The organism is Leptospira soteropolitanensis (assembly GCF_026151655.1).
GTDB classification, from domain to species: Bacteria; Spirochaetota; Leptospiria; order Leptospirales; family Leptospiraceae; genus Leptospira_A; species Leptospira_A soteropolitanensis.
Window position 1 is genome coordinate 513,834 of the sequence record NZ_JAMQPN010000001.1, and the last position, 23,762, is coordinate 537,595.

A 23,762-nucleotide genomic window follows, 5' to 3' on the forward strand; every position below is an offset into this window, starting at 1 on the left:
ACGAGCGTCAGGAGCGGATCTGCAGGCATTATAAACGTATTGCAATTAAATCTGCCCAATATGAGAAATGTACTATGAGCGTAACACAAACATTCACTGGCACAATTTGTAATCAATGTAACTTCAAAGTAGCAGAAGTGTTGGTGGGTTGTCCTTCCTGTGGCAGTGAATCCATACAAAAAGTGGACTTAAAACAAAATGGAACCATCCATTCGTTTACTGTTGTGTATGTTGGGTTTGGTCATATGGCAACTCGTGCCCCTTATGTTCTGGCGATTGTACAAACAGAAGAAAATGTAAAATTGACAACGGTAATTGAAGGTGTTACTGATTTCAATGCAGTGAAAATTGGAGATAAAGTCCGTTTTAAAGGTACGGATGAAAAAATTGGTCCCGTATTTCAATATTAGATTTTTCTCATACCTAGTTTCATCAGGTCCCAAAATCCAATTTAAAATCGAAAACTAAATGACTTTTTCATTTTGAAACCGAATTATCAAAGTTAAAAATTGGCAACCTCTAAATATAAAAGCAAATCAAATTCTAGTTCCAAACTAAAATATCCTCTTCCATCGGAACAAGTATCATCCTATTATTTTAATTTAACACCCGTAATGTTTGATAAGTTTATGGAAATTCGAACTTTGATTTATGAATTGTCGGAATCAGATGAACGCATTGGTGAAATTGAGGAATGTTTGAAATGGGCGGAGCCAAGTTTTTTAACGCCTAAAACAAAATCTGGTTCTACCATTCGAATTGGGAAGGTAGACGATTCGGAATTTGCACTCTACTTTAATTGTAAAACCACCATTGCCAAAGAGATTGCTATCGAATTTCCAGAACTGAATTGTGATGGAAGAAGAGCGTTATATTTAAAAACGAATCAAAAACTTTCTAAAACCAAACTCATCGTTTGTTTAAAGAAAGCATTGCTGTATCACAAAAGAAAATCAATGCAAGGTTGATCCATTATTTCAAAAGACAAAACTTTTGAAAGTCCTAACTTTTTATGACCTATATGATCTAAAAGATCATGTCGATCAAAACAGATTACCGAGTTTTAAGATCTATTTTTTGGAAAACAATCGGGTCCTTTTTTTACATTCTTATGTGGGGATAGGAGGGGGTCTTTGGATTACTGATTTTAAAACGTATGGGTTAACCTATTTTGCTTTAGGTAGAAAATTTACTACAAGTGAATCTACTTTTTCCTTTGCTTTTGAAGATGTATACACTTACCCTGAACAAAATATTTATGAAAATACCTTTCTGTTGCCAGTAATAAATGAAAAATATAAGATTAATATCAAATTAGAAATCTTATGTAAAAGACCTAACGGACTTGCTGAATGTTACTTTGTCAATAATCAATCGAAATATCGAGGATTCGAAGAAGAAGATTATTATATTACTTCTCTAAAAATTTAATATAGGTTGAAATCAAAAAAATCTGAATAATTGTTATAACTAAATATTAGAATTCAATAATATAATTTTGAATCCCTGCGCCACCGATCGAAGCGGAAATCCTTTCCGTATAAAATTCATTTTTGTTATTGGAATCAGATTGGAAAGATTGGAGCGAAAAGCGGGGTCATTATACTTTGAGATTGGGAAACCTCGAACCATTCGAGGCGCCCCACTTGAAAATTACAGAACTACTACTTTCAGAAACGATGCAACCTTAGAAGTTGCTCGTTTTTCTTTCGCCTTCTGGTTCCTTTTGACCTCTCCATCCGCCGCCAAGTGCTTTATACAAACCAATGTTAGATTCTAATAAGCTGTATTTTAATTCATATACTTCAATTTGAGCTTCTAAGAAGTCGCGTTGTGTAAATAGAACGTCAATGTAATCAATTCGTCCGGCTTTAAACAGAATGTTAGAAATTTCAACAGATTCTTTTAAATTTAAAACTTGTTTTGTTTTTGCTTCAAATTTTTGATTTAAGTTTTTAATTTTTACAATTTGATTGGTGACTTCCGTAAAAGCTTTTAAGAGTGATACTTCATAATTGTATATAGCTTGAATTTGCATATTATTTGCAGTCGCGTAGTTTGCTTCAATTGCTTTTCTATTAATAAGAGGTGCGATGATTCCACCACCTAATCCGTATGCTAAGGATACTGGGGTACCTTTAAAGTGTTTTGAATTAAAGGCTTCATATCCAATATTTCCATCTATCATAAGTGAAGGATAAAATCGAGCTCTTGCAACTTCGACATCCAATTTTCTTGATTCTAAAATGAGTGTTGCTTGTTTGATGTCTGGTCGATTTTCTAATAGATCAACAGGCACTGATTTTTGAATTTCAGGTAATGAGATATCCAAAAAATCTTCGGATTTTCTTGCTATTTTTTCAGGAAATCTTCCTAACAAAAAATTCAATCGGTTTTCTGTAATTGCAATGCGTTGGACTATATCGTATTTTCGAGCTAAATTTTTTGAAACCTCTGCCTCAAAACGTTTTACGGCCAACGATGTTGTTCGTCCTGCTTCTCTTTGAAGAACGACAATGTCTTTAACTTTGGATAATACATCGATATAGTTTTCTACTAAAGTGAGTTGATTGTCCAATGCGATCAGTTCAAAATAGGTATCAGTTATTTCAGCTACCAGGTTAGTAACTACATATCGTTTTCCTTCAATTCCTGCCAAATAACGTAGATAAGCTGATTTAGTTGCGTTCCTAAGTTTTTTCCAAATATCAATCTCCCAACTCATTACAAGACCACCGTGGGCAAAGAGAGTTGGGGAATTGGCATTCGGTGTACTAAACCTTTCTTTTTGTTCGCTTCCACCGTCAGCTTGAATTGAAAGTTTAGGAAGGTATTCCCCTTGTCTCGCAAAAACTTCATTATTAGAAATATTGATTTCCTGTTCCAGAATAGCTAGTTCCTGGTTATTTTCTATCGCAATTTCGATTAAATCAACTAACTGTTGTTCTTTGAAAAATTCTTTCCAGATTTGATTTACTAACTTTTCAGATTTCTCCGAAGTTTCCCAATTTAAAAATTCTTCAGGTAATTTTAAATCCTCTTTATCTCTTTGGAGAAGGGCAGGAATACAGGAAAAATTTAATAAGAACAAGATAGGCAAAATGATTCGTTTCATCTTATTTATTTCCTTTCTTAATTTTTTTTCTTTCCGATTCGGCTTTGATGTAAGTAGATTCAGATTCAGAGAGCGGCATATTGTCTTCTCGATAAATTAAGGTTTTTCCTTTTGCAATATTTCCGAAGATAATATATAAACCTGGAACAATTACTACTCCAAAGATAGTTCCGAATAACATCCCACCTAACGCGCAAGCTCCGATAGTATGATTGGCAATTGCTCCTGGACCAGTGGCAAAAACGAGAGGCAATAAACCTGCAACGAAAGCAAATGAAGTCATTAAAATGGGACGAAATCTTGCTTTCGCACCTTCAATTGCAGCATCAAAAACTGTTAATCCTGCCTCTTGCCTTTGCCTTGCAAATTCAACAATTAATACCGCATTTTTTCCGAGAAGGCCGATCAACATAATCATTCCAATTTGAGCATAGATATCATTGGCAAGTCCCAACAATTTTAATAGAAAGAAAGTTCCGAATATCCCTGGAGGGAGAGAAAGAATTACAGAAAAGGGAATGATGAAACTTTCATATTGTGCAGAGAGTACGAGATAAACAAAGATGATCACTGCCAAAAAAATAAAGATAGCTTCATTCCCTCTTGCTGCCTCGTCATAAGAAAGACCCTCCCAACCTACTTCAAATCCTGAGGGAAGATTTTTTGCGGCTTCTCTGATTCCCTGAATGGCATCGCCGGTTGTATAACCTTCGCTTGGAAGTACGTTAATAACTGATGATGTATAAGCATTATATCTAGTAATCTCATTGGCACCTTGTTTTTGTTCCAGAGATAAAAATGCAGAATAGGGAACCATTTCTCCTTTATCATTTGGTGTGAATAGTTTTAAAATATCAGACGGCAATCTGCGAAACTCTGGAAGTGATTGAACATATACTTTAAAAAATTGATTAAAGCGAATGAAGCCCTGTTCGTAAGTGCTACCAACGAGGATATCCAGATTATCCATAGCTTCGCCTATATTGACTCCTTTTTGCATAGCTAGCTTTCGATCCAATTTTACTTCAAGTTGTGGAAACTTAGCTGAATAAAAAGAAAATAGTCCTGTTAATTCTTTTCTTTTTCTAAGTTCAGCCATAAATTCTTCATGAATTTTATCAAAGGCCGTATAATCTCCACTATTGGTTTTATCTAACAATCTAAACATAACTCCTCCGGCGGCACCAAACCCTGGTACTGCGGGTGGTTCAAAAAATTCTATGATTGCACCGAAGTTTTTGGTTTTGTGTTCGAGTTCTTCCATTACATCGTGAACTGAATTTTTTCGATCTGACCAATCTTTTAAACTTATCAGACATGTACCTGCATTGGAACCTTCTCCTTCCGTTAAAATTTCATATCCAGCAAGTGAGGCTACGGAGTCGACTCCTTCAATTTTTAATGCTACATCTTGAAGTTTGCGTGCGACATCATTGGTTTTTTCAATGGTAGATCCAGGTGGTGTTTGTATAACTGCATAAATCATACCCTGGTCTTCTCCTGGAACAAATCCTGCCGGAACTATTTGTGATAAAAATAAAAATCCAGCTGTGAAACTAAGTAGGATAGAGACAACAAATACTCTTGATCCAGAAAAACGATGCATTAGTTTTACATATTTTTCAGTTAGCTGCTCAAAGTAATAATTGAATTTATTTAAGAATATATCAATTGGATTGTGTGTCTTTTTATTATGTACGTGAGGCTTTAATATCATTGCCGTTAATACCGGAGTAAGTGTTAAAGCTACAAATCCAGATAAGACAATTGAGGTTGCCATTGTGATTGCGAATTGCCTGTAAAAAACTCCCACAGGACCAGACAAAAAAGTAACAGGAACAAAAACTGCTGTCATTAGAAGTGTGATCGCGATCACAGCTCCGCTGATTTCACCCAAAACATTTTTTACTGATAAATAAACACTTAGATGGTTTTCTGTCATTTTTGCGTGAACAGCTTCAACAACAACAATGGCATCATCCACAACGATACCGATGGCAAGTACCATAGCAAATAGTGTGATTAAGTTGATAGTAAGCCCTAGAGCCAACATAAAAGAAAACGCTCCAATTAAGGATACCGGTACTGCTATGATGGGAATCAGTGTAGAACGCCAATCTCCGAGAAAGATAAATACTACGATGGCAACAAGTACGAATGCTTCGACAAGAGTATGAATTACTTTTTCAATGGCTGCATCTATAAAGCTAGATACATCGTAACTGAGTTTATAATCCATTTGTGGAGGAAATGTTTTTTTCAGTTCTTCTAATTTTGATTTAATATCTTCGATAACTTCCTTTGCGTTACTTCCTTCTGTTTGTTTGAACATGATGGCAGCAGCAGGGTGGCCATCAACGTCGGAATAAATATTATAAAATTCACTATCAAGTTCTACTTTAGAAATATCTTTTAAGTATAAAACTTCTCCCCCGGTTTTTGCTCGAATGATGATGTTTTCATATTGTCCGGGTTCGTTGTACCAGCCTTCATAGGTAAGAGTATATTCTAGTGATTGCGCTTGTTTTCCTGAACTTTGTCCAAGTCGGCCTGGTCTTGCGATGATACTTTGGTTTTCAATAGCTTTCATCACTTCTGCTGTTGTTACGTTGTAGGCACGCATTCTATCAGGATTTAACCACACTCGCATCGCGTATTGCCTTGTTCCTAATATCTTTGCTTGCCCTATTCCATGAATGCGTTTTAATTCAGGAAGTAAGAAGACTGTAGCATAGTTATAAAGAAACTTCTCGCTCGCATTGGGATCTTTACTATATAAGTTTACATACAACAACATACTCGGTTGTACTGGTTGAACAAAAATTCCCTCAAGTCGAACCAACTCTGGAACGCGATACATCATTTGATCTACTCTTGTTTTTACTTGTACTAAGGCATCATTTGGGTTAGTACCTGGATCAAATAATACTTGAATGATGGCATCACCTGAACTTGTTGATGAGGAAATCATGTAACGCATACCGGCAACACCATTGATGGCTTGTTCAAGAGTAGTGATCGTAGATTGTACCAATACTTGTGCACTGGCTCCAGGAAAGGACAAGGTAATGGTGACCCTTGGTGGTGCAATTTCAGGAAATTGCGATACAGGAATGTTTTTGATAGAAATCAATCCAACAAAGACAATTAACACGGATAAGACGATGGCAAGTACTGGTCTTTGGAGAAATTTTGTAAACATAAATGATTCTCCTAGTGAGCCGCTAAATCAAAACTTTTTATTATGTTTTCACGTGATTCTACTTTGTATTTAATAACATCATCATCATGGACTTTACCAAGTCCTTCAAGAAGGATGATATCGTTTTCTGAAATCCCTGATTCAACTACAAATAAATGAGGTATTTCATTTGCTATTTTGATTTCAGTAGCTTTGATTTTACCTTTAAGGTTAACAATATAAACATAATGTTTGTCTAGAACTTCAAAGGTAGCTTTTTGAGGAATGATCAAAGCATCTTTTAGTTTTTCATGAACAACAACATTTCCAGTTTCTCCATGACGTAAAAGTCGATCTGGGTTTGGAAATGTGGCCCGAAATGGAATGGTTCCTGTTTCGCTGTCGAATTCTCCTTCGATTGTATCAGCGATTCCTTCGTATTTGAAAAGTTGGTTATTCGCCATTAGAAATTTTACTTTTAATGGTTTGTCACCTGATTTCCTATCGCTTGTAAAATTCAGATAATCTTTTTCAGATACATTAAAGTAAACCCATAGTTTAGAAATATCGGAGATAGTTGTTAATAGTGTCCCTTCTTCTACTAGACTTCCTAAACGAACTTGAAAACGATCAGTAATTCCAGTAAATGGTGCTGTAACAGTCGCTAAGTTAAGGTGAATTTGAGCCAAATCCATTGTTGCTTTATTTTTTTTCAGTCTAGCTTTGATTAAAGATAATTCTGTTTGAGAAACTACATTTTCTTTAAATAGTTTTTCTGTATTTTCGTATTCGATTGAAGTTGATTCATACTCTGCTTTTGCTTTTTCGTATTGAGCATTTACAAGCATAGGCATTACTTGGAAAAGTTTTTGCCCCTTTTTTACTACCTTACCTTCATCCATATAAATGTTGGTTAAGTATCCTTTTTCGAAGGCTCTGATTTCAATCCGTTGGATCGCTTTTACCTGAGCTACATAATTTTTTTCTATCGTTACATCTTGTTTCCAAGGATAGGCAGCAGTCAGAGAATTTTTTTCTTCATGATTGTTTGAATGACAATTCACTAGGAATAAATTCAGTAAAATAGTATAGGTAATTAGTACAGATAGTTTTTGAGAAAATGGGCTTTTAAGGCCAAAAGAAAATTTCATGGTATCCTCACTTTGTCCAATCGGATGTTGAAACAAATGATTTAGATCTAAGATCATTTGGTGCCTTGATGCACCATTAACGGGAAAAGATGTTAGATGAAAAAGAGAGGAGGAGCGCGGGTTTTTGGTTTTTCTAAACTTTCGTTAAAATTTGGTTTTTGTAGTTGGAAAGTTAACGATTCAGAAAAAATTTCAATAGGAAAAGAAATATATGACGTTAAAGCCGATAGAATCTGTTTTTGATGGAAGGAATCTAATTCTGCTTCCTCTTCAGTCGGTTCGGAGATGTTGTTAATGAAAAAGTTAAAATCATAAATACTAGAGGTATTGTATGAATTAGTTTTTATGTCAGTGGTAAGGTTTGCTGAATATCCTTCAGTGTTAGTACTGACGAATATCAATGAGAACAGTAAAACTGCTAGTTTGCTAATCACAGTCTTTTTCATACCTCGACCCATCTACTGCCAGCGAAATCCTGAAAGAAGAATTGTCAACAGTTTAAAATAATTCTAAATTCTATTCCAATTTTAGAATATAGGAAGGTGATTCTTTTATTTTTTGGTTAAAAAAGACTATTTTCCAAAAATTATCGCTTCATTTGGCAACAAAAGTAATCCACCGGTGTCCAACTCTTTTTCAAGTTCAAAAGAAGAAGTTCTGTTTGCTGAGCTGAATAGAATTTCATTTAATATCCACTTTCTTGGATAAGAAACGCTGATGGGTTTTGATGAAAAATTTAAGAATATATATGTCTCTTCTTTTCCAGCTCTCCTTCTGTAGTATAATACTTGTTTGTCGGAGCTTAAAAGGATCTTTAGTTTTCCTTTTCTTAAAGATTTTCTATCCTTTCTGATTTGGATTAACTTTTTATATGTGAAAAAAAGGGAATTTGGATCTTCCATTTGTTTTTCTACATTTACTGCATTTTTTTCTGCGTACAAAGGGAGCCATGCTTTTCCAGTAGTAAATCCTGTGGTTTCAGAACCATTCCAAGGCATAGGAATTCGTTCTGGATCCCGACCAGGATGGAATGGCCAATATCTTTTTCCCACCGGGTCCTGGATTTTATTGTATGGGACTTTTTGGCGTTTCATACCAATCTCTTCACCATAATATAAAAATGGGGTTCCTCTCAGAGTTAACATCATGCAGGCTGCAAGTCTAGCTCTTGCAATGGTGTCAGTGCCTTTCTCATACCTTGTGATATGCCGAGGAAAATCATGATTGGATAGCGTATAGTTTGGCCAATTATCCTCACCTAATGCTGATTCAAAATCTTTTACAATTTGATAAAATCGTTTTGCCTTCCAAGGAGAGAATAAAAACATAAAATTGAACGCAAGATGCAACTCATCATTACGACCGCAGTATGTCGCTGGAAGTAAAACGTTTCCAGGGAAATCTTGCATGATCTCACCAACAAACATACGTTTTTCGTCATAAGAATCTAAAAGTTTTCTCATGCGCCGTAGGATTCCATGCATTTCTGGACGATCGCGATCATAAGCATGAACTTGTTTATCGTATGGCCTTGGTCCTTTCATAAAGTAAGACGCGTTGTTTCTTAAAAATTCGTCTTTTACATATAAGTTTACCACATCTAATCTAAAACCATCGACACCCATATCTAGCCAATACTTCATCATTCTAAATATCGCATCTTCTACATCAGGGTTACGCCAATTGAGGTCAGGCTGTTCTTTGAGGAAAGAATGGAAATAATATTCACCTGTTCTTTTGTCATATTCCCAACCAGAGCCGCCAAAGGCACCAAGCCAATTGTTTGGTGGCCCATTGTGATTTGGTTCTTTCCAAATGTACCAATCTCTTTTGGGGCTATTCACAGAAGATCTAGATTCGACAAACCAAGGATGGAGGTGGGATGTATGGTTAACCACAAGATCCATAATGATTCGGATACCACGTTTGTGTGCTTCCTTTAACAATCGTTTGAAGGTTTGAATGTCACCATACACTGGATCAATTTCTTCATAGTCAGAAATATCATACCCAAAATCGAACATTGGAGAAGGATACACTGGTGATAACCAAATAGCATCAATTCCAAGAGAATCTTTGGAACCTGCAAGGTAATCCAATCTCTGGATGATACCTTCTAAGTCACCAATTCCGTCCCCATTGGAATCTTGAAAACTACGTGGGTAAATTTGATAGATAACTGCTTCTTTCCACCATGCCATATTAAAAACTTATCTCCATGATTCCTTGGTTTTCTTTGACTCGAGCAACAGAGAGTATTTTTTCTTTAATTGCCAACAATAGTCCTGCATCTTCGATTTTTTTCCCATTCTTTGTTTGTATATGAAAAGAGTCGTAAGCAAAATCTGCGCTGGTAGAGATCCTAACAAAAATGACTTCAAGTTCAAAGTCGAGTAATGTTTTGAGAATGCGATACACAAGTCCAATGGAATCTGGAACTCTTACTTCTAAAACCGAATAAGATTCTGAAAGGTCATTAGCAAATTTTACTAATTCTTCTACCATTCCATCAGGAATTTGTGGCAAAGTTTTCCAAATATTAGTAGTGGATGCTAAATCTTCGATATTGATTTTTCCTTCGATACAGTCTGCCAATGTGGATTCAATATCTGCAATTTGTTGTTCTGCAATATCTCCGCTGCCATATTCATCAGTAATTTGTGCTTGGAGAATGAGCCAGTCTTCCTCAGTCCGAAAAAGTCGTAGTCCAACCAAACTAAGGCCCAAAGAAGAAATGGTTCCTGACAAATAGAGTAACATTTGTTTATCGGAGTTTGCAAAAATGGATAAAGTAACGAAAGCGGGTTCTCTTTCCGCAAACATTCGGAAAGCTAATCCTGAGTTTTTCCATTCATAAAGTAAGCTAAAATGTTGGAATACTCTTCTCGGAGTATTATAATTCAAATAGGAAGAAGGTTTTATTTTCATACCAAAGTCGACAATTCGTTCAGATTGTTCGGTTGTTAATCCTTCTTTTTCGATTAAATAAGTTTCTAAAGTAGATTCTATTCGTTCTTGGGTATCTGAAATGTTCTCTTTTTTTTGTAAATAGGTAAGAGTGGATATAAAAAGAAAATGTAGGATTTCTTTTTTCCAGTTAGTTAGAACTCCTTGACCGACTGACTTTGTATCTATGATAGTTAGAATGTATAACAAACGCAATGTGTTTTCGCTAGAAAATTGTTTTGCGAAAGTAGAGATAAGTTTTGGGTCATAAATATCTCTTTTGGAAGAAAGCTCTGACATTACAATATGTTCAGCCACTAAAAACCTTAAAAGTTCTGTATCTTCTTCAGAGAGTCGAAATCTTTCTGCAATGATCAAGGCAAGTTCAGCACCGTATTGACTATGATCCCCTTCTTTTACCTTCCCGGCATCGTGGATTAGAATGGCAAGAGCCAGAATTTCAATATGATCGCATTCATTGAAAATCTCTTGGACTTGTCTATCTTCCCATAAATCCGCAATAAGAACATCTAACTCTCTTAGGATTAAAAGGGTATGTTCATCTACTGTATACTGATGATGATAGCTGAAGAGGGGAAAGTTTGTACAGGCGCCAAATTCAGGAATTAATTTTCCCAAAATATTACATTCATGCATCAGTGTGAGTGTATGCCCAATTCTTTTTTTCTGCCTTAACATTCCAAGAAATGTATCTAAAACAGATTTTTGATTTTTAAAATCATCATCAATAAAATGGGATGCAAATCTAATTTCATTTAAATCAATTCGGGAAGGTTCCTCTTCGTTTAACTGTGATTCTGCGAAAAAAAGTATAATATCGTCATATAAACTTTCAGGATTTGACAATTCTCTTTGAATTCGTTTTTTGTTTCGATTGGTTTTTTCGTCTAAATAAGTTCCAATATAAAAATACACTTCCTTTTGCGCCTTGTAAAATTGGCTCATAAAGGATTCGAGAGTTTTGATTTCGTTTTTTTGACCGAATCCCAAAAATTCAGCTACTTCTCCCTGTAAACCCAAATCCAAACGATCATTTTTTCGTCCGCTGATAATATGGAGTGCTGATCTAGTTAAAAGTAAAAAATCATAAGCGGATAATAGAGTTAAACTATCGCCGATTAAATAAAAATCAAAAATGCCTCCATCTGCGGAATCAGCCAGTGGATTTGTTTTTTCAATCCAATACATATGTTGGATATCACGAAGTCCCAAGGGATCTGTTTTGATATTTGGTTCAGAAAGTAAAATGGGATTATAAGAATTGATGATTCGTTCTCGAAGATAAGTGAGTTTCCAGTCATTAAACGTTTTGATGGTTTTCTCTGGAATTTTTGCTAAAAATTCAGATTTGTATTTTTGAAATAGAATCTCTGAACCTATAAGAAAGCGAGAATCAAGCACTGCATGAAAAGTTTCGATTTGATCTAAGTATTTAAATGATTCCTTGATGGTCCGACAAGAATGTCCTACTTCCTTTTCATTGTTGTATAAGAATGTGTTAATTTTTGAAATGATTTCGCTTAATACTTTGTCCGAAAGTTTTCCATCATGTAGGTAAAGTAAATCAATGTCAGAGTAGGGAGCAAGTTCTCGCCTACCATATCCACCAACGGCGATCACACATAGATGATCTTTTAAAGGGATCCCTTCGGATATCTCGTTAAAAAGGGTGCGGATCGACTCATCGACGAGGTTACTCAATTGGCGTGTAAAAAGCCTTCCAGAGGAAACAGTTTTGGCTTTTGGAAATGTCCGTTGTAGTTTTGCCTTGAGTTCTGATTTCATCATGTTAAGATGGGATTCCTACCTTATTGGACAACTTTAACATGAATCCGAAGATTAAAATCACAATTCAGTTTATTTTCAGCCATCTTTCTGCCTATCTACTGGTTTCCATCCCATATTTCCAATTAGTAATGAAAGATTATTATGAAGGGCAAAATGCAGTTTTTCCCTTGTTTCTCATTACAGCAAACGATGGTGCTGCTTGGTCCAGGGCAATGACTTGGTTGTTTCCGGCGCTGCTCATCCAAGCTATCTTGATAGTATGTTTTTTGATTGTGATTTGGGATTGGTTTCGTTTGCAGACCTTCGGCAAACAGATGTTTGTTCTTGTTTGGATGAGGACGGTATTGGGAGGTCTTGCTTCAATCTCTCCGGCTGTCGGTAGTTTGGAAGGAATGGTATTTTTGATTCCAGAAATTTCTCTCTCCATCCATCTTTATGTGGTTTTCGAAATCTTTTTGCAGTCACTTGTGCAAGCTGGGATTTTTCTTACATTAGTGAACCGCGGGAAACAAACCACATAGAATGGCAAACGTCATCAAAATAAAAAATAAAATGATATTCTGAAATATAAAATTATAAAAACCATAAATGAATACGAGAACTTATCTTATGAACATTCATCATCTTTCATTTTTAAATGCTTTAACTAAAAAATTACTTTGTATTTGCAAAAAACGAATTTTAATTTTCTTTATCGGAATCTTTTACCTAACTGCCAACACTATGTTTGCAGATGGATGGGAGTCTTCTCTTTGGAGGGAAAAAACATATCGTAACCAAAGAATTTCGAGTACAGACCCCACAAACGGTAATGATGACTTTATTAAAATTCCAAAGAAAAAAACTGTCACCATCGCAGAGATCAAAACAAGAGGAGTGATCAAACATATTTGGATGACCCTTGCCAGTAAAGATGCAATGGCCAGAAAAAATGCTGTGATTCGTATGTATTGGGACAATCATCCTCATCCTTCCGTAGAAGTTCCGTTAGGTGAATTTTTTGGACAAGGTTGGGGAGAAGAATATATAATGAATTCCGCACCACTTGTGGCGGCACCTAAAAAAGGTAAATCTATGAATTCCTACTTTCCTATGCCTTTTGAATCGGGGGCAAAGATAGAAATTGAAAATGAATCTGAGGAAGATATCAGTAATTTCTATTTTTATATTGATTACGAAGAGTGGAAAGAACCCTTAAATTCCAATTTGCGTTTCCATGCGCAGTGGAATCGAAATACAACAAAACCTAATACAACGAATGGGAAAGAAAACGAGTGGGCTCTTCTCGGCGAAACAGAAAAAACTGTTTTTAAAAAAGAAAATTACTTCTCAGTCCTCGAAACAGAAGGCAAAGGACAGTTTATTGGACTCAATTTGTATGTGGATTCTCCCACACCGCTTTGGTATGGAGAAGGGGATGATTTGATTTTCATTGATGGAAACCAAACAGAAGCCAATCTAAAGGGAACAGGAACCGAAGATGTTTTTAACACAGCTTGGTCACCAAAAGAAATCTTTATGCATCCCTATTTCGGATATCCGCGCGTATCTGATTCAGTCGGTTGGTTGGGGAGAACCCATTTGTATCGGTTTTGGGTGGAATCCCCTATTCGTTTTGAAAAAAATTTCCTATTCTTATTGGAACATGGACATGCAAATTCCTTGACCTTAGATTTAATCTCTGTCGCTTATTGGTATCAAGGTCTGAATCCAAAACCAATGAAGGTTTTGCCGAAAAAAGAATTCCGAACCAACAAACCGGAAATTAATTTTCGTCATATCCACAAGTGGCGGGATTCATTCCGAAGCGAAAAAGGTTATGGGGAAATTTGGGGTCATGAGTGAGATCAATACAGATGTGTTTGCGAGAGAAATTGTCTCACAATCCATCGATGCTATCGTCGTTTTAGATACAGATAGTAAAATACTATTTAGCAATTTAGCATTACAATCGTTAACTGGTTATTCCAAAGACGAATTATATCAAAAAACATTTTCCTTTCTTTTTCCTCCAAATGAAAAAGGAGAACAAAACTCAATAGAAACCTTTGTTAGTTCTAAGGATTCACATTATATAGCTGGATTTTTAAAAGAACTGGAGCTTGTCACCAAACCCAAAGGAACCATTCCCGTAGAGATCCGCGCCTTCACCATTCGCAATGATCATGAAATGTATTATGCGGCCATCATTCGTGACGTTCGCGAACGTAGAAGGTTGGAGGAACAAAAAAATGTTCTAATCAATAGTTTGAAACGTTTGGCTTATATGGATGAACTTACCATGTTACCGAACCGGCGTTCCTTTTCCGAAAGTTTACAAAAGACAGTCGCTACGGTCAAACGACGCAATCGGGAATCGGTTCTGGCAGTTCTTGACATCGATCATTTTAAAGTCATCAACGATACCTATGGTCATGACATTGGAGATTTGGTTCTCAAAAAAATGGCCAATATCTTTGTAGATTGTCTCCGGGAAGAAGACACAGTGGGAAGGATTGGGGGAGAGGAGTTTGGTTGTATCCTTCCCGACACAACTACAGAGGGGGCGACTATTGTCCTAGATCGACTTCGCGAATCCGTAGAAAACCATCGTTTTTTTATTTTTGATAACTATTACCTCAATATCACCCTAAGCATTGGTTACACCAAGGTGCACCCTCTCCAAAAACCTGAGGAAATTTTGAAGTTGGCGGACATAGCCCTCTACCAAGCCAAGAACCACGGCAGAAATCGCATCCAAGTTTATCCGGTGTGACATAATTTTAGCAGATTCTTGCAAACTCTGCTAAAATTCCAGGCTCTAATCTTCTTCCTGCTTGACGAAAAAAACGCAAATCCGTAAACTTTAAGCATAGATTAGCACTCTAATCATCAGAGTGCTAAAGGAAGTGCTAAGAAGGAAATGGATCTATCCCCTAGACATCGATCTATTTTGAAAGCTCTGGTTGAAGAATTTGTATCGGACAACAAACCGGTCGGATCCAAAACCCTTTCTGAAAAATACGATATCGGAGTCTCACCCGCTACCATTCGGTCCTGCCTCGCAGAACTAGAAGAGATGGGTTTTATTGTGGCAAGACATACTTCGGGTGGGCGCGTTCCCACAGAACGTGGTTACCGTTTGTATGTAGATAGTTTGGTGACTTTATTTGAGTTAACCATGCGGGAGAAACAAAGAATCCAGGAAGAGTATCTTCGGATGCAATTTCGATTGGACCAAGTTCTTATCGCAACATCCAAAGTTTTAGCTTCCCTTTCGCAGTCAGCGAGTGTGGTTCTAGGACCTGAAGGGTCTCTTGACACACTCAAACATATTGAACTCATCCATGTAAATGGTGGAGAAGTTCTTATGATCCTTGTGATGCGGTCGGGTACTGTGCTCAATCGGAATATATTTTTCGATTACCACATCTCTCAAGAGACTTTGTACCAAATTTCAAGATATTTGAATGATAACGTCAAAGGTTTTGATGTTCATGAAATTCAAAGTAATCTGATCCCTCAGATGATGTTGAAAAAGGAAGGTCCGGAAGGATTTTCTTTATTTGCACCATCAATTGCGAGAGCAATGGGAGCAGATAACCAATCTGTAGATAATTTATATATCGATGGATTGAAAAACCTTTATGAAAACTTTAAGGATGAAGAGGAACAATTAGAAAACATCCTGCATCTATTTGATGAAAAACAGTTCCTCAAAGACTTTTTTAGCGATTATGTTCCTATGGATGGTGTTTATACCATTATAGGAAAAGATGGTAATGAAAAGTTAGGTGGTGTAACCATCATCGCAACTAATTACCGCATGGGTGAAAAGAGGATCGGTTCTATGGGAATCATTGGTCCTCAGAGGATGAATTACAACAAGGCATTACCTTTGATTGAATTCACTTCAAAGTTAGTTTCAGAAATGATAACGAAATTGAGTAGATAGTAGGAGGAAAAATGGCAGAAGAAACAAACGGGTCCGTAGATGAACAAAATGTGTCGGTCGAAGAAGGACAGGCCATCTCGGATGAAGCCATTGAACAAGCGGTAGAAGGTGCTGAGAAAGAACTCGATAACGCTAAAAAGGAAATCGAAACTTTAAAAGATTCTTGGTTAAGAGAACGTGCGGAATTTCAAAACTACAAACGTAGAACCGCAAACGACTTGTTAAATGCTAGAAAAGAATCTATCAAAAAGTTTGCGGAAGGACTGACAGGTGCTTTGGACAATTTGGAACGTGTTTCTAATGTTCCGAACCAAACACCCGAAGTAATGGCTTTCGTAGAAGGAATCATAATGGTTCAAAAGGAATTTTATTCCGTATTGGAAAAAGAAGGAATCAAACGATTAGATCCGAAAGGAATGCCGTTTGATCCAATGCTTATGGAAGCAATTGCTTCTGAGGAAAGTGCAGAGTTTACGGAAGAGACTGTAGTGGAAACTTACCAAGCTGGTTATTACCATGAAGAAGGTGAAAACAAACAATCGATTCGTCCTGCACGTGTAAAAGTGGGGAAACCACAAAGTTAATATTAGTAAGAAGGAGAAGTTTATGTCTAAGGAAAAAATTATAGGTATCGATTTAGGAACCACTAACTCTTGTGTGGCGGTTATGGAAGGTGGAGATCCTGTTGTCATTCAAAACTCTGAAGGGGCAAGAACCACTCCTTCGATTGTTGCTTTTACCGCAAAGGGTGAAACCATTGTGGGTCAATTTGCAAAAAACCAAGCGATCACAAACGCGGTAAATACAATTCGTTCTGCGAAACGTTTTATCGGCCGTCGTTTTAACGAAGCTGGTGACGAAGCAAAGATGGTATCTTACAAAGTGATCCGTGCTGGAAATGATGGTGTGAAATTTGAAACCGTTTCTGGTGAATTCACTCCACAAGAAATTGCGGCTCGTGTTCTTCAAAAAATGAAGAAAACTGCAGAAGACTTTCTAGGCCACGAAGTAAAAAAAGCAGTCGTAACTGTTCCTGCTTACTTCAATGACGAACAAAGACAAGCAACAAAAGACGCAGGTCGCATTGCAGGGCTTGAAGTAGAACGTATCATCAACGAACCAACTGCAGCAGCTCTTGCTTATGGTTTTGATAAGAAAAAAACCAGTGCAAAGATCGCCGTATATGACTTAGGTGGTGGAACTTTTGACGTTTCTATCCTCGAACTTGGTGACGGAGTTTTTGAAGTAAAATCCACAAATGGGGACACTCATCTTGGTGGTGACGACTTTGATAACGTTGTCATGCAATGGATGATCGATGAATTCAAAAAACAAACAGGGATTGATATTTCTGGAGATAAAAACACAGTACAACGTTTGAAAGAAGCAGCTGAAAAAGCTAAAATCGAGTTGTCTGGGACCTCTTCCACTCAAATCAACCTTCCATTCATCACAGCGGATGCTTCTGGTCCAAAACACTTGGATATGACACTCACCAAAGCAAAGTTTGATGAGATTACAAGATCTCTTGTAGAAAGGACTCGTATTCCTTGTTTAAATGCATTAAAAGATGCAGGATTAAGTGCGAGCGAAATCGATGAAGTCATCCTTGTGGGTGGATCCATTCGTATCCCTGCGGTGCAAGCTCTTGTAAAAGAAATTTTTGGTAAAGAACCAAACAAATCGGTAAACCCTGATGAAGTAGTAGCTGTTGGTGCTGCCATCCAAGGGGGAGTTCTTGCCGGTGATGTGACAGATGTATTGTTACTCGATGTAACTCCATTATCTCTTGGGATTGAGACTCTTGGTGGTGTGATGACAAAACTCATCGAAAGAAACACAACCATTCCTACAAGAAAGTCACAAGTGTTCTCTACTGCTGCCGACAGCCAAACAACAGTTTCGGTTCATGTATTACAAGGGGAACGTGAGATGGCTAGTGCCAATAGAACACTTGGTCGTTTTGACTTAGTGGGAATTCCATCGGCACCAAGAGGAGTACCTCAAATCGAAGTAACATTTGATATCGACGCAAACGGTATTGTCCATGTATCTGCGAAAGATTTAGGAACAGGAAAAGAACAAAAGATTCGTATTGAATCTTCTTCGGGACTCTCTGAAGAAGAAATCAAAAAGATGGTAAAAGATGCAGAAGCTCATGCGGAAGAAGATAAAAAACTTCGCGAAGCTGCTGATACTAAAAACGAATTGGAAGCCATTGTTTACCAATTAGAAAAAACCGTTGGTGAATCTGCTGACAAACTCGACGAATCAGAAAAACAAAGAGCACAGGACGAAATCAAACGCGGCCGTGAAGCTATGGAATCTGGTGACGTAGAAAGAATGAAAGCTTCTCGTGATTCTATCCAAGAAGTCGCAATGCAAATTGGACAAAAGATTTATTCACAAGCTGGCCCTGAAGCAGGAGCTCCGGGTGCGGACCAAGCAGGTGCTGCAGGTCAAGGTGCAAGTGAGTCTTCTGCCGGTGGCGAAAAGGTCGTTGATGCGGATTATACCGTAGTTGATGAAGATAAAAAATAAATAGAGAAAAAGAAGTAAAACTATGAGCGACCGTGGTTACTACGAAGTATTAGGCGTTTCGAAAGGTGCCTCTGATGATGAGATCAAGAGCGCCTATCGTAAGTTAGCCATCAAATATCACCCTGATAAAAATAAGGGAGATAAAGAAGCGGAAGAAAAATTCAAAGAGGCAACGGAAGCCTATGAAGTGTTACGTGACGCACAAAAACGTGCGGCATACGATCAGTTCGGTAAAGCAGGAGTAAATGCTGGAGCCGGTGGAGGATACGGAGCGGGAGCTTATACAGACTTCTCTGATATCTTTGGCGACTTCGGCGACATCTTCAGTGAATTTTTCGGAGGCGGAGGTGGTGGCGGTAGCCGCGGTGGTGGAAGAAGGTCCGGTCCTCAAAGGGGATCGGATCTCCGTTATAATTTAGAAGTTAGTTTAGAAGATGCGGCCTTAGGTAAAGAATACAAAATAGAAATCCCACGACTGGAAACTTGTGTGGATTGTTCTGGATCGGGAGCATCGAAAGGATCATCCCCAACAGTTTGTCCTGATTGTTCGGGAACAGGCCAAGTAAGAAGAACCCAAGGATTTTTTAGTGTAACAACAACTTGTCCACGTTGTAAGGGAAAAGGAAAAGTTATTTCCAATCCTTGTAAAACTTGTAAGGGTGAGGGACTAACAGAGAAAAGACGAACTATTCATATTAAAATTCCTGCAGGTGTTGAATCTGGTAGCCGACTTAAGGTTTCTGGGGAAGGGGAATCTGGTCCCAATGGTGGTCCAAGTGGCGATTTATATGTTGTCACTCATATCAAAAAACACCCAACCTTTGAACGCCAAGGAAACGATTTAATTGTTCAAAAAACGATTTCTTTATCGATGGCTTGCCTCGGTGGTGAAATTGAAGTGCCTTCGATTGATGGAAAAACGATTAACTTAAAAATTCCTGAAGGTACAGAAAGCGGACAGATCTTCCGATTGAAAGGACATGGAATTCCATACCTTGGTTCTTATGGAAAAGGGGACCAACATGTGATCATAAAAGTCGAAATTCCTAAGAAACTTTCTAAAAAACAAAGAGAGCTACTGGAAGAATTTGCCCGTGAGTCCGGCGAAAAGGTTGGCAGCGGCGGAAAATCGAAGTTGTTTTTCCGCTGAAGTTTTGGATTATTGAGAGCATCTATGGATAAAAAAGTCCGACTCGGAGTCATCGGTACTGGCCACATGGGTCAGTACCACGTAAACGTGGCTAAACAATTATCCGATGCTGAGCTCATCGGGATATTTGATGCCAACGCAGAACGTGCCACACAAATTGCTGAAAAACACAAAACAAAAGCATTTGGTACGATAGAAGATTTATTGAAAGAAACGGATGCAATCATCATTGCAGCGCCAACTTTCTTACATCATAAAATCGCAAAACAGGCGCTTACTGAGAAAAAACATGTTTTGGTTGAAAAACCAATTTCTCAAACAGTGGAAGAAGCGAAAGAACTCGTAAACTTAGCAAAACAAAACAATTTGATTTTGCAAGTTGGTCATGTGGAAAGATTTAATGGTGCTGTTTTAGAGTTAGGTAAAATTGCCGAACACCCAATCCTCATTGAATCTAGAAGGATTGCACCTTACAATAGTCGTATCACTGATGTTGGTGTGGTTCTCGATATGATGATTCATGATATCGATATCGTATTGAACCTAGTGAAGTCTGACGTGAAGGAAGTGAAAGCTGTTGGGTCTTCCGTTGTTTCTAATCACGAAGATATTGCTAGTGTGGTTTTAAAATTTGCAAACGGTTGTGTCGCATCACTCAATGCATCACGTTCCTCCCAAGCAAAAATAAGAACTCTAAATATTTCTCAAAAAGATTCCTATGTATTTTTGGATTTTACCAATCAAGAGATTGAGTTACATAGACAAGCAAGTTCAACAACGCAACTAGGCAGTGGAGAAATCAAATATAGACAAGAATCTATTGTGGAAAAAATCTTTGTTCATAAAGATAATCCACTGAAACAAGAACATGAGCACTTCGTTAAATGTATCAAAGGAGAATCCGAGCCGATGGTAAAAGGTGATTCCGATATTAAAACATTAGAAGTTGCATATCGTATCTTGGAAGAGATTCACGGCAAAAAATAATGACAGATCATCCTGATTCAACTCGAGGAAAGTTACTCATTTCCAATTCTAGTGTGATTCAGGATTTTTTTCATAAATCCGTTGTCCTTATGGTAGATCATGACGACGACGGGGCTTTTGGTCTGGTTTTAAACAAACCAACTGATCAAACAATGGAATCATTGATTAAAAATCTTCCAGAAACTGTACATTCCAGCAAACAGGTGTTTTCCGGTGGTCCTGTTGATAATATGTTTGTGTCTATTCTTCATAATGGAAAACAAACAGAAGATCCGGGTGTAGAAATTGTTCCAGGAATCTATATGGCACGAAGTTTTGATACAATGATTGAAGTTTTATCTTCTGATCAGATTCAATTTCGTGTTTTGCAAGGATATGCCGGCTGGTCAGCAGGACAATTAGAAAGTGAATTTGAGAGGTTATCTTGGGTAGTCTCTGATCAAGTAGATGATTCCATTGTCTTTCGAGAAGATGATCCTGAAGTAATCTGGCGAGATGCCCTTCGTAACAAAGGTGGAATTTACAAATACTTTGTTGACCACACAAAAGATCCATCTCTCAATTGATCCACTTTATCTGGCACCTATATGAAACTTTCATCAAAAAAGATTGTTCTTAGTTCAGGTTCTTCCCCTGTTGGAAAAGAACTTTTACCGATGTTACTTACTGAAGGTGCACTCGTTGTGGTTGGTGATGTCAATCCAGAAGAAATTCCTAATCATCCCAATCTTCAAAAATATAAAATTGATCCATCGAAGCCTGATCAAATGGAAAGGCTGATAGAATCCGCAATTGAAACCTTAGACAAAATTGATGTATTCATTCTAAACTCAGAACAAATTAGTTATGCTGAAGATGAGAATGATGATTGGAATAAACTAAAATCATTATTTCACTCGAACACTCTTGCTCCTATTCGAACTGTTCAACGATTGACTAATCTGATTTCAGTGGGTCTCCATATTATTGTTGTTAGTTCTGATTTAACAAAAGGCCCAACACCGGGATTTGGATTGTATGGATCGTCAAAATCTGCATTCGATTATTTTTGGGATTCCTTTCGGAAACAGGTGGGTAGAGAGTTTCGGTTTTCTCGAGTCATCGCTCTCGACCCAAAACAATCTGACCCAAAGAGGGTGGCAAGGTCGGTATTGAGTTCAGTGGTGCGCCCGAAAAAGAAAAGATTTGAGCATTTTTCACAATGGGGGAATCGGTTTTTTCTCAAAATTTTCCCCTTTTTATCTTTTTTTCGAACTTTAGCTTACGGTTTTCGCCTGAAACAGGAGAAAAAGAAAAAAATTTCTACCAATGATGGGAATCCATCTACTTAAAACTAGTCATTTCGTACTCTTTGTAAACACTCGCCCCTCTGAATTTTCCCACTGCTCATTTTATATACAGAAAAAAAACGACACATTTCTGACTTATGTCGGATTGCTTTGCTATCCATCCTTTTCGGTCATATTTTCCATTTGGTACAAATATTGCTAACTAAGTAAGCAGAGGGTATTCCCATGTTTATCGCCGACTATAGTGCCAAAAATATTTACGATGAGATGTTTTCTAACGAAGGTTATCCGCGCAAAAGTTATGATTTTGTAAAAACTAAAATGGAAAGTTTAGGTGGGATCGAACTCGTAAAACGTAGCAGTTCTGCCGAGAGAGCTCTCATGTCGCTCGGAATCACCTTTACTTTGTATGGTGATGGTGGGGAACAAGAAAGGATTATGCCTTTTGATGTCATTCCCCGTATAGTTCCAAGCGAAGAATGGATCAGTTTGGAAAAAGGACTGAAACAAAGAATCCAAGCTCTCAATTTATTTTTAACTGATATTTATGGGGAAGGTAAGATTCTAAAAGATAAAATCATTCCTCGCGAATTGATTGAGTCAAGTTCTGGATATCTCAAACAATGTATTGGATTAAAACCGCCAAAGGATATTTGGATTCATATCACTGGGACAGATTTGGTTCGAGATGGTGCAGGCGCCTTTTATGTGTTAGAAGACAATTTACGTTGTCCTTCCGGTGTATCTTACGTATTGGAAAATCGTGAGGTAATGAAACGAACCTTCCCTGAACTTTTTGAAAAGTTAAATATTCGCCAAGTTTATGATTATCCATATCACCTAAGATCTATGTTGGAAAATTTGACTGATGTGGTAGATCCGGTGATTGCCGTATGGACTCCTGGTGTTTTTAATTCAGCTTATTATGAACACAGCTTTTTAGCGCAAAAGATGGGTGTGTATCTTGTTGAAGGATCAGATCTCGTTGTTGAAAATCATAAAGTATTTATGAAAACAACAAAGGGTCTCCGTAAGGTGGATGTGATTTATCGAAGAATCGATGATACTTTCATGGATCAATCTACATTTAGACCTGACTCTTTGCTCGGTGTAAAGGGAATCTTTGAAGCATTCAAAAGAGGAAATGTGGCACTTGCCAATGCTCCAGGAACAGGAGTCGCAGATGATAAAGTGATTTATTCTTATGTTCCTAAGATCATAAAATACTACTTAGGTGAAGATCCGATCATACCAAATGTTCCTACATATCTTTGTTCTGAAGAAGCCGACTTAAAATATGTTTTGGATAATATTCATAATTTGGTAGTAAAGGCGGCCAATGGTGCTGGTGGATATGGAATGATCATAGGACCCAAGGCAAGTAAACAAGAACAAGAAGATTTTAAAGAACTGGTTAAAGCAGATCCTAGAAATTATATTGCTCAACCTGTATTGAATCTTTCTACGGTTCCTACGCTTATAGCTGATAAAATCGAATCAAGACACGTTGACTTACGACCGTTCATTTTGTACGGCAAAGACATTTATGTGATGCCAGGTGGGTTAACTCGTGTTGCTCTTCGTAAAGGATCACTTGTGGTCAATTCATCCCAGGGAGGCGGTTCAAAAGACACCTGGGTCCTAGGATAAGGTATTTAT

Annotated in this window: 20 protein-coding genes; 14 read left to right on the top strand and 6 right to left on the bottom strand. The window is 37.4% G+C overall.

From position 1 onward, the window contains the following. Positions 1 to 74: 74 nt before the first annotated feature. The 3 genes from ND811_RS02515 (at position 75) to ND811_RS02525 (ending at position 1,431) form a co-directional block, all read left to right on the top strand. Positions 75 to 410: a Zn-ribbon domain-containing OB-fold protein gene (locus tag ND811_RS02515; protein WP_265350518.1), complete on the top strand. Its 336-nt coding sequence runs from the start codon at positions 75 to 77 to the stop codon at positions 408 to 410. A gap of 99 nt (positions 411 to 509) precedes the next feature. Next, the gene (locus ND811_RS02520; RefSeq protein ID WP_265350517.1) at positions 510 to 968 is read left to right on the top strand and encodes a hypothetical protein; all 459 of its coding nucleotides are present in this window, start codon (positions 510 to 512) and stop codon (positions 966 to 968) included. A 25-nt stretch (positions 969 to 993) separates the two neighbouring features. Further along, positions 994 to 1,431 carry a hypothetical protein gene (locus ND811_RS02525; RefSeq protein ID WP_265350516.1) on the top strand — a complete coding sequence of 146 codons (438 nt, stop codon included), beginning with the start codon at positions 994 to 996 and terminating at the stop codon, positions 1,429 to 1,431. A gap of 256 nt (positions 1,432 to 1,687) precedes the next feature. On the opposite strand, the gene ND811_RS02530 is transcribed toward ND811_RS02525, so the two are convergent. The 6 genes from ND811_RS02530 to ND811_RS02555 all read right to left on the bottom strand — a co-directional run bounded on the left by ND811_RS02530 (position 1,688) and on the right by ND811_RS02555 (position 12,202). Next, positions 1,688 to 3,115 carry a TolC family protein gene (locus ND811_RS02530; RefSeq protein WP_265350515.1) on the bottom strand — a complete coding sequence of 476 codons (1,428 nt, stop codon included), beginning with the start codon at positions 3,113 to 3,115 and terminating at the stop codon, positions 1,688 to 1,690. Between the two features lies 1 nt (position 3,116). Then, positions 3,117 to 6,317, bottom strand: a complete 3,201-nt coding sequence (locus ND811_RS02535; protein WP_265350514.1) for an efflux RND transporter permease subunit — start codon at positions 6,315 to 6,317, stop codon at positions 3,117 to 3,119. Between the two features lie 11 nt (positions 6,318 to 6,328). Further along, complete coding sequence (locus tag ND811_RS02540; RefSeq protein WP_265350513.1) at positions 6,329 to 7,504, bottom strand: efflux RND transporter periplasmic adaptor subunit; 1,176 nt, start codon at positions 7,502 to 7,504, stop codon at positions 6,329 to 6,331. A gap of 35 nt (positions 7,505 to 7,539) precedes the next feature. Further along, a complete protein-coding gene (locus ND811_RS02545) occupies positions 7,540 to 7,893 on the bottom strand; it encodes a hypothetical protein (RefSeq protein ID WP_265350512.1) in 354 nt (117 codons plus the stop codon). 126 nt (positions 7,894 to 8,019) lie between these two features. Then, positions 8,020 to 9,648: a glycoside hydrolase family 13 protein gene (locus ND811_RS02550; RefSeq protein WP_265350511.1), complete on the bottom strand. Its 1,629-nt coding sequence runs from the start codon at positions 9,646 to 9,648 to the stop codon at positions 8,020 to 8,022. A gap of 1 nt (position 9,649) precedes the next feature. Further along, complete coding sequence (locus ND811_RS02555) at positions 9,650 to 12,202, bottom strand: [protein-PII] uridylyltransferase family protein (RefSeq protein WP_265350510.1); 2,553 nt, start codon at positions 12,200 to 12,202, stop codon at positions 9,650 to 9,652. 38 nt (positions 12,203 to 12,240) lie between these two features. On the opposite strand from ND811_RS02555, the gene ND811_RS02560 reads away from it, so the two are divergent. From ND811_RS02560 to ND811_RS02610, 11 genes are all read left to right on the top strand, one after another. Continuing rightward, positions 12,241 to 12,723 carry a hypothetical protein gene (locus tag ND811_RS02560; RefSeq protein WP_265350509.1) on the top strand — a complete coding sequence of 161 codons (483 nt, stop codon included), beginning with the start codon at positions 12,241 to 12,243 and terminating at the stop codon, positions 12,721 to 12,723. A gap of 88 nt (positions 12,724 to 12,811) precedes the next feature. Next, the gene (locus tag ND811_RS02565) at positions 12,812 to 14,047 is read left to right on the top strand and encodes a glycoside hydrolase family 172 protein (RefSeq protein ID WP_265350508.1); all 1,236 of its coding nucleotides are present in this window, start codon (positions 12,812 to 12,814) and stop codon (positions 14,045 to 14,047) included. Then, complete coding sequence (locus ND811_RS02570) at positions 14,040 to 14,957, top strand: sensor domain-containing diguanylate cyclase (RefSeq protein WP_265350507.1); 918 nt, start codon at positions 14,040 to 14,042, stop codon at positions 14,955 to 14,957. Before ND811_RS02565 ends, ND811_RS02570 begins: the two co-directional genes overlap by 8 nt. 147 nt (positions 14,958 to 15,104) lie before the next feature. Beyond that, a complete protein-coding gene (hrcA, locus tag ND811_RS02575; RefSeq protein WP_135745271.1) occupies positions 15,105 to 16,136 on the top strand; it encodes a heat-inducible transcriptional repressor HrcA in 1,032 nt (343 codons plus the stop codon). A gap of 11 nt (positions 16,137 to 16,147) precedes the next feature. Next, positions 16,148 to 16,720 carry a nucleotide exchange factor GrpE gene (gene grpE / locus ND811_RS02580; RefSeq protein WP_135745272.1) on the top strand — a complete coding sequence of 191 codons (573 nt, stop codon included), beginning with the start codon at positions 16,148 to 16,150 and terminating at the stop codon, positions 16,718 to 16,720. Between the two features lie 22 nt (positions 16,721 to 16,742). Continuing rightward, positions 16,743 to 18,677 (top strand): molecular chaperone DnaK, encoded by a 1,935-nt coding sequence (gene dnaK / locus ND811_RS02585; protein WP_265350506.1) that lies wholly within the window; start codon positions 16,743 to 16,745, stop codon positions 18,675 to 18,677. Between the two features lie 22 nt (positions 18,678 to 18,699). After that, positions 18,700 to 19,827 carry a molecular chaperone DnaJ gene (gene dnaJ / locus ND811_RS02590; protein WP_265350505.1) on the top strand — a complete coding sequence of 376 codons (1,128 nt, stop codon included), beginning with the start codon at positions 18,700 to 18,702 and terminating at the stop codon, positions 19,825 to 19,827. Between the two features lie 24 nt (positions 19,828 to 19,851). Continuing rightward, positions 19,852 to 20,814 carry a Gfo/Idh/MocA family protein gene (locus ND811_RS02595; RefSeq protein WP_265350504.1) on the top strand — a complete coding sequence of 321 codons (963 nt, stop codon included), beginning with the start codon at positions 19,852 to 19,854 and terminating at the stop codon, positions 20,812 to 20,814. Next, entirely contained in the window at positions 20,814 to 21,380 is a 567-nt protein-coding gene (locus ND811_RS02600) for a YqgE/AlgH family protein (protein ID WP_265350503.1), read from the top strand. Before ND811_RS02595 ends, ND811_RS02600 begins: the two co-directional genes overlap by 1 nt. Positions 21,381 to 21,401: 21 nt before the next feature. After that, entirely contained in the window at positions 21,402 to 22,145 is a 744-nt protein-coding gene (locus tag ND811_RS02605; RefSeq protein WP_265350502.1) for an SDR family NAD(P)-dependent oxidoreductase, read from the top strand. Positions 22,146 to 22,328: 183 nt separating this feature from the next. Then, positions 22,329 to 23,753 (top strand): circularly permuted type 2 ATP-grasp protein, encoded by a 1,425-nt coding sequence (locus ND811_RS02610; RefSeq protein WP_265350501.1) that lies wholly within the window; start codon positions 22,329 to 22,331, stop codon positions 23,751 to 23,753. Positions 23,754 to 23,762: the final 9 nt, after the last annotated feature.

Excerpts from the sequence above, each read along its gene's own strand:
- ND811_RS02550 (WP_265350511.1), bottom strand. The coding sequence starts at position 9,648 with ATGGCATGGTGGAAAGAAGCAGTTATCTATCAAATTTACCCACGTAGT.
- grpE (WP_135745272.1), top strand. The coding sequence starts at position 16,148 with ATGGCAGAAGAAACAAACGGGTCCGTAGATGAACAAAATGTGTCGGTC.
- ND811_RS02555 (WP_265350510.1), bottom strand. The coding sequence starts at position 12,202 with ATGATGAAATCAGAACTCAAGGCAAAACTACAACGGACATTTCCAAAA.
- ND811_RS02530 (WP_265350515.1), bottom strand. The coding sequence starts at position 3,115 with ATGAAACGAATCATTTTGCCTATCTTGTTCTTATTAAATTTTTCCTGT.
- dnaK (WP_265350506.1), top strand. The coding sequence starts at position 16,743 with ATGTCTAAGGAAAAAATTATAGGTATCGATTTAGGAACCACTAACTCT.
- ND811_RS02515 (WP_265350518.1), top strand. The coding sequence starts at position 75 with ATGAGCGTAACACAAACATTCACTGGCACAATTTGTAATCAATGTAAC.
- ND811_RS02605 (WP_265350502.1), top strand. The coding sequence starts at position 21,402 with ATGAAACTTTCATCAAAAAAGATTGTTCTTAGTTCAGGTTCTTCCCCT.
- ND811_RS02545 (WP_265350512.1), bottom strand. The coding sequence starts at position 7,893 with ATGAAAAAGACTGTGATTAGCAAACTAGCAGTTTTACTGTTCTCATTG.
- ND811_RS02600 (WP_265350503.1), top strand. The coding sequence starts at position 20,814 with ATGACAGATCATCCTGATTCAACTCGAGGAAAGTTACTCATTTCCAAT.
- ND811_RS02540 (WP_265350513.1), bottom strand. The coding sequence starts at position 7,504 with ATGATCTTAGATCTAAATCATTTGTTTCAACATCCGATTGGACAAAGT.
- ND811_RS02560 (WP_265350509.1), top strand. The coding sequence starts at position 12,241 with ATGAATCCGAAGATTAAAATCACAATTCAGTTTATTTTCAGCCATCTT.
- hrcA (WP_135745271.1), top strand. The coding sequence starts at position 15,105 with ATGGATCTATCCCCTAGACATCGATCTATTTTGAAAGCTCTGGTTGAA.
- ND811_RS02610 (WP_265350501.1), top strand. The coding sequence starts at position 22,329 with ATGTTTATCGCCGACTATAGTGCCAAAAATATTTACGATGAGATGTTT.
- ND811_RS02570 (WP_265350507.1), top strand. The coding sequence starts at position 14,040 with ATGAGTGAGATCAATACAGATGTGTTTGCGAGAGAAATTGTCTCACAA.
- ND811_RS02595 (WP_265350504.1), top strand. The coding sequence starts at position 19,852 with ATGGATAAAAAAGTCCGACTCGGAGTCATCGGTACTGGCCACATGGGT.
- ND811_RS02565 (WP_265350508.1), top strand. The coding sequence starts at position 12,812 with ATGAACATTCATCATCTTTCATTTTTAAATGCTTTAACTAAAAAATTA.
- ND811_RS02535 (WP_265350514.1), bottom strand. The coding sequence starts at position 6,317 with ATGTTTACAAAATTTCTCCAAAGACCAGTACTTGCCATCGTCTTATCC.
- dnaJ (WP_265350505.1), top strand. The coding sequence starts at position 18,700 with ATGAGCGACCGTGGTTACTACGAAGTATTAGGCGTTTCGAAAGGTGCC.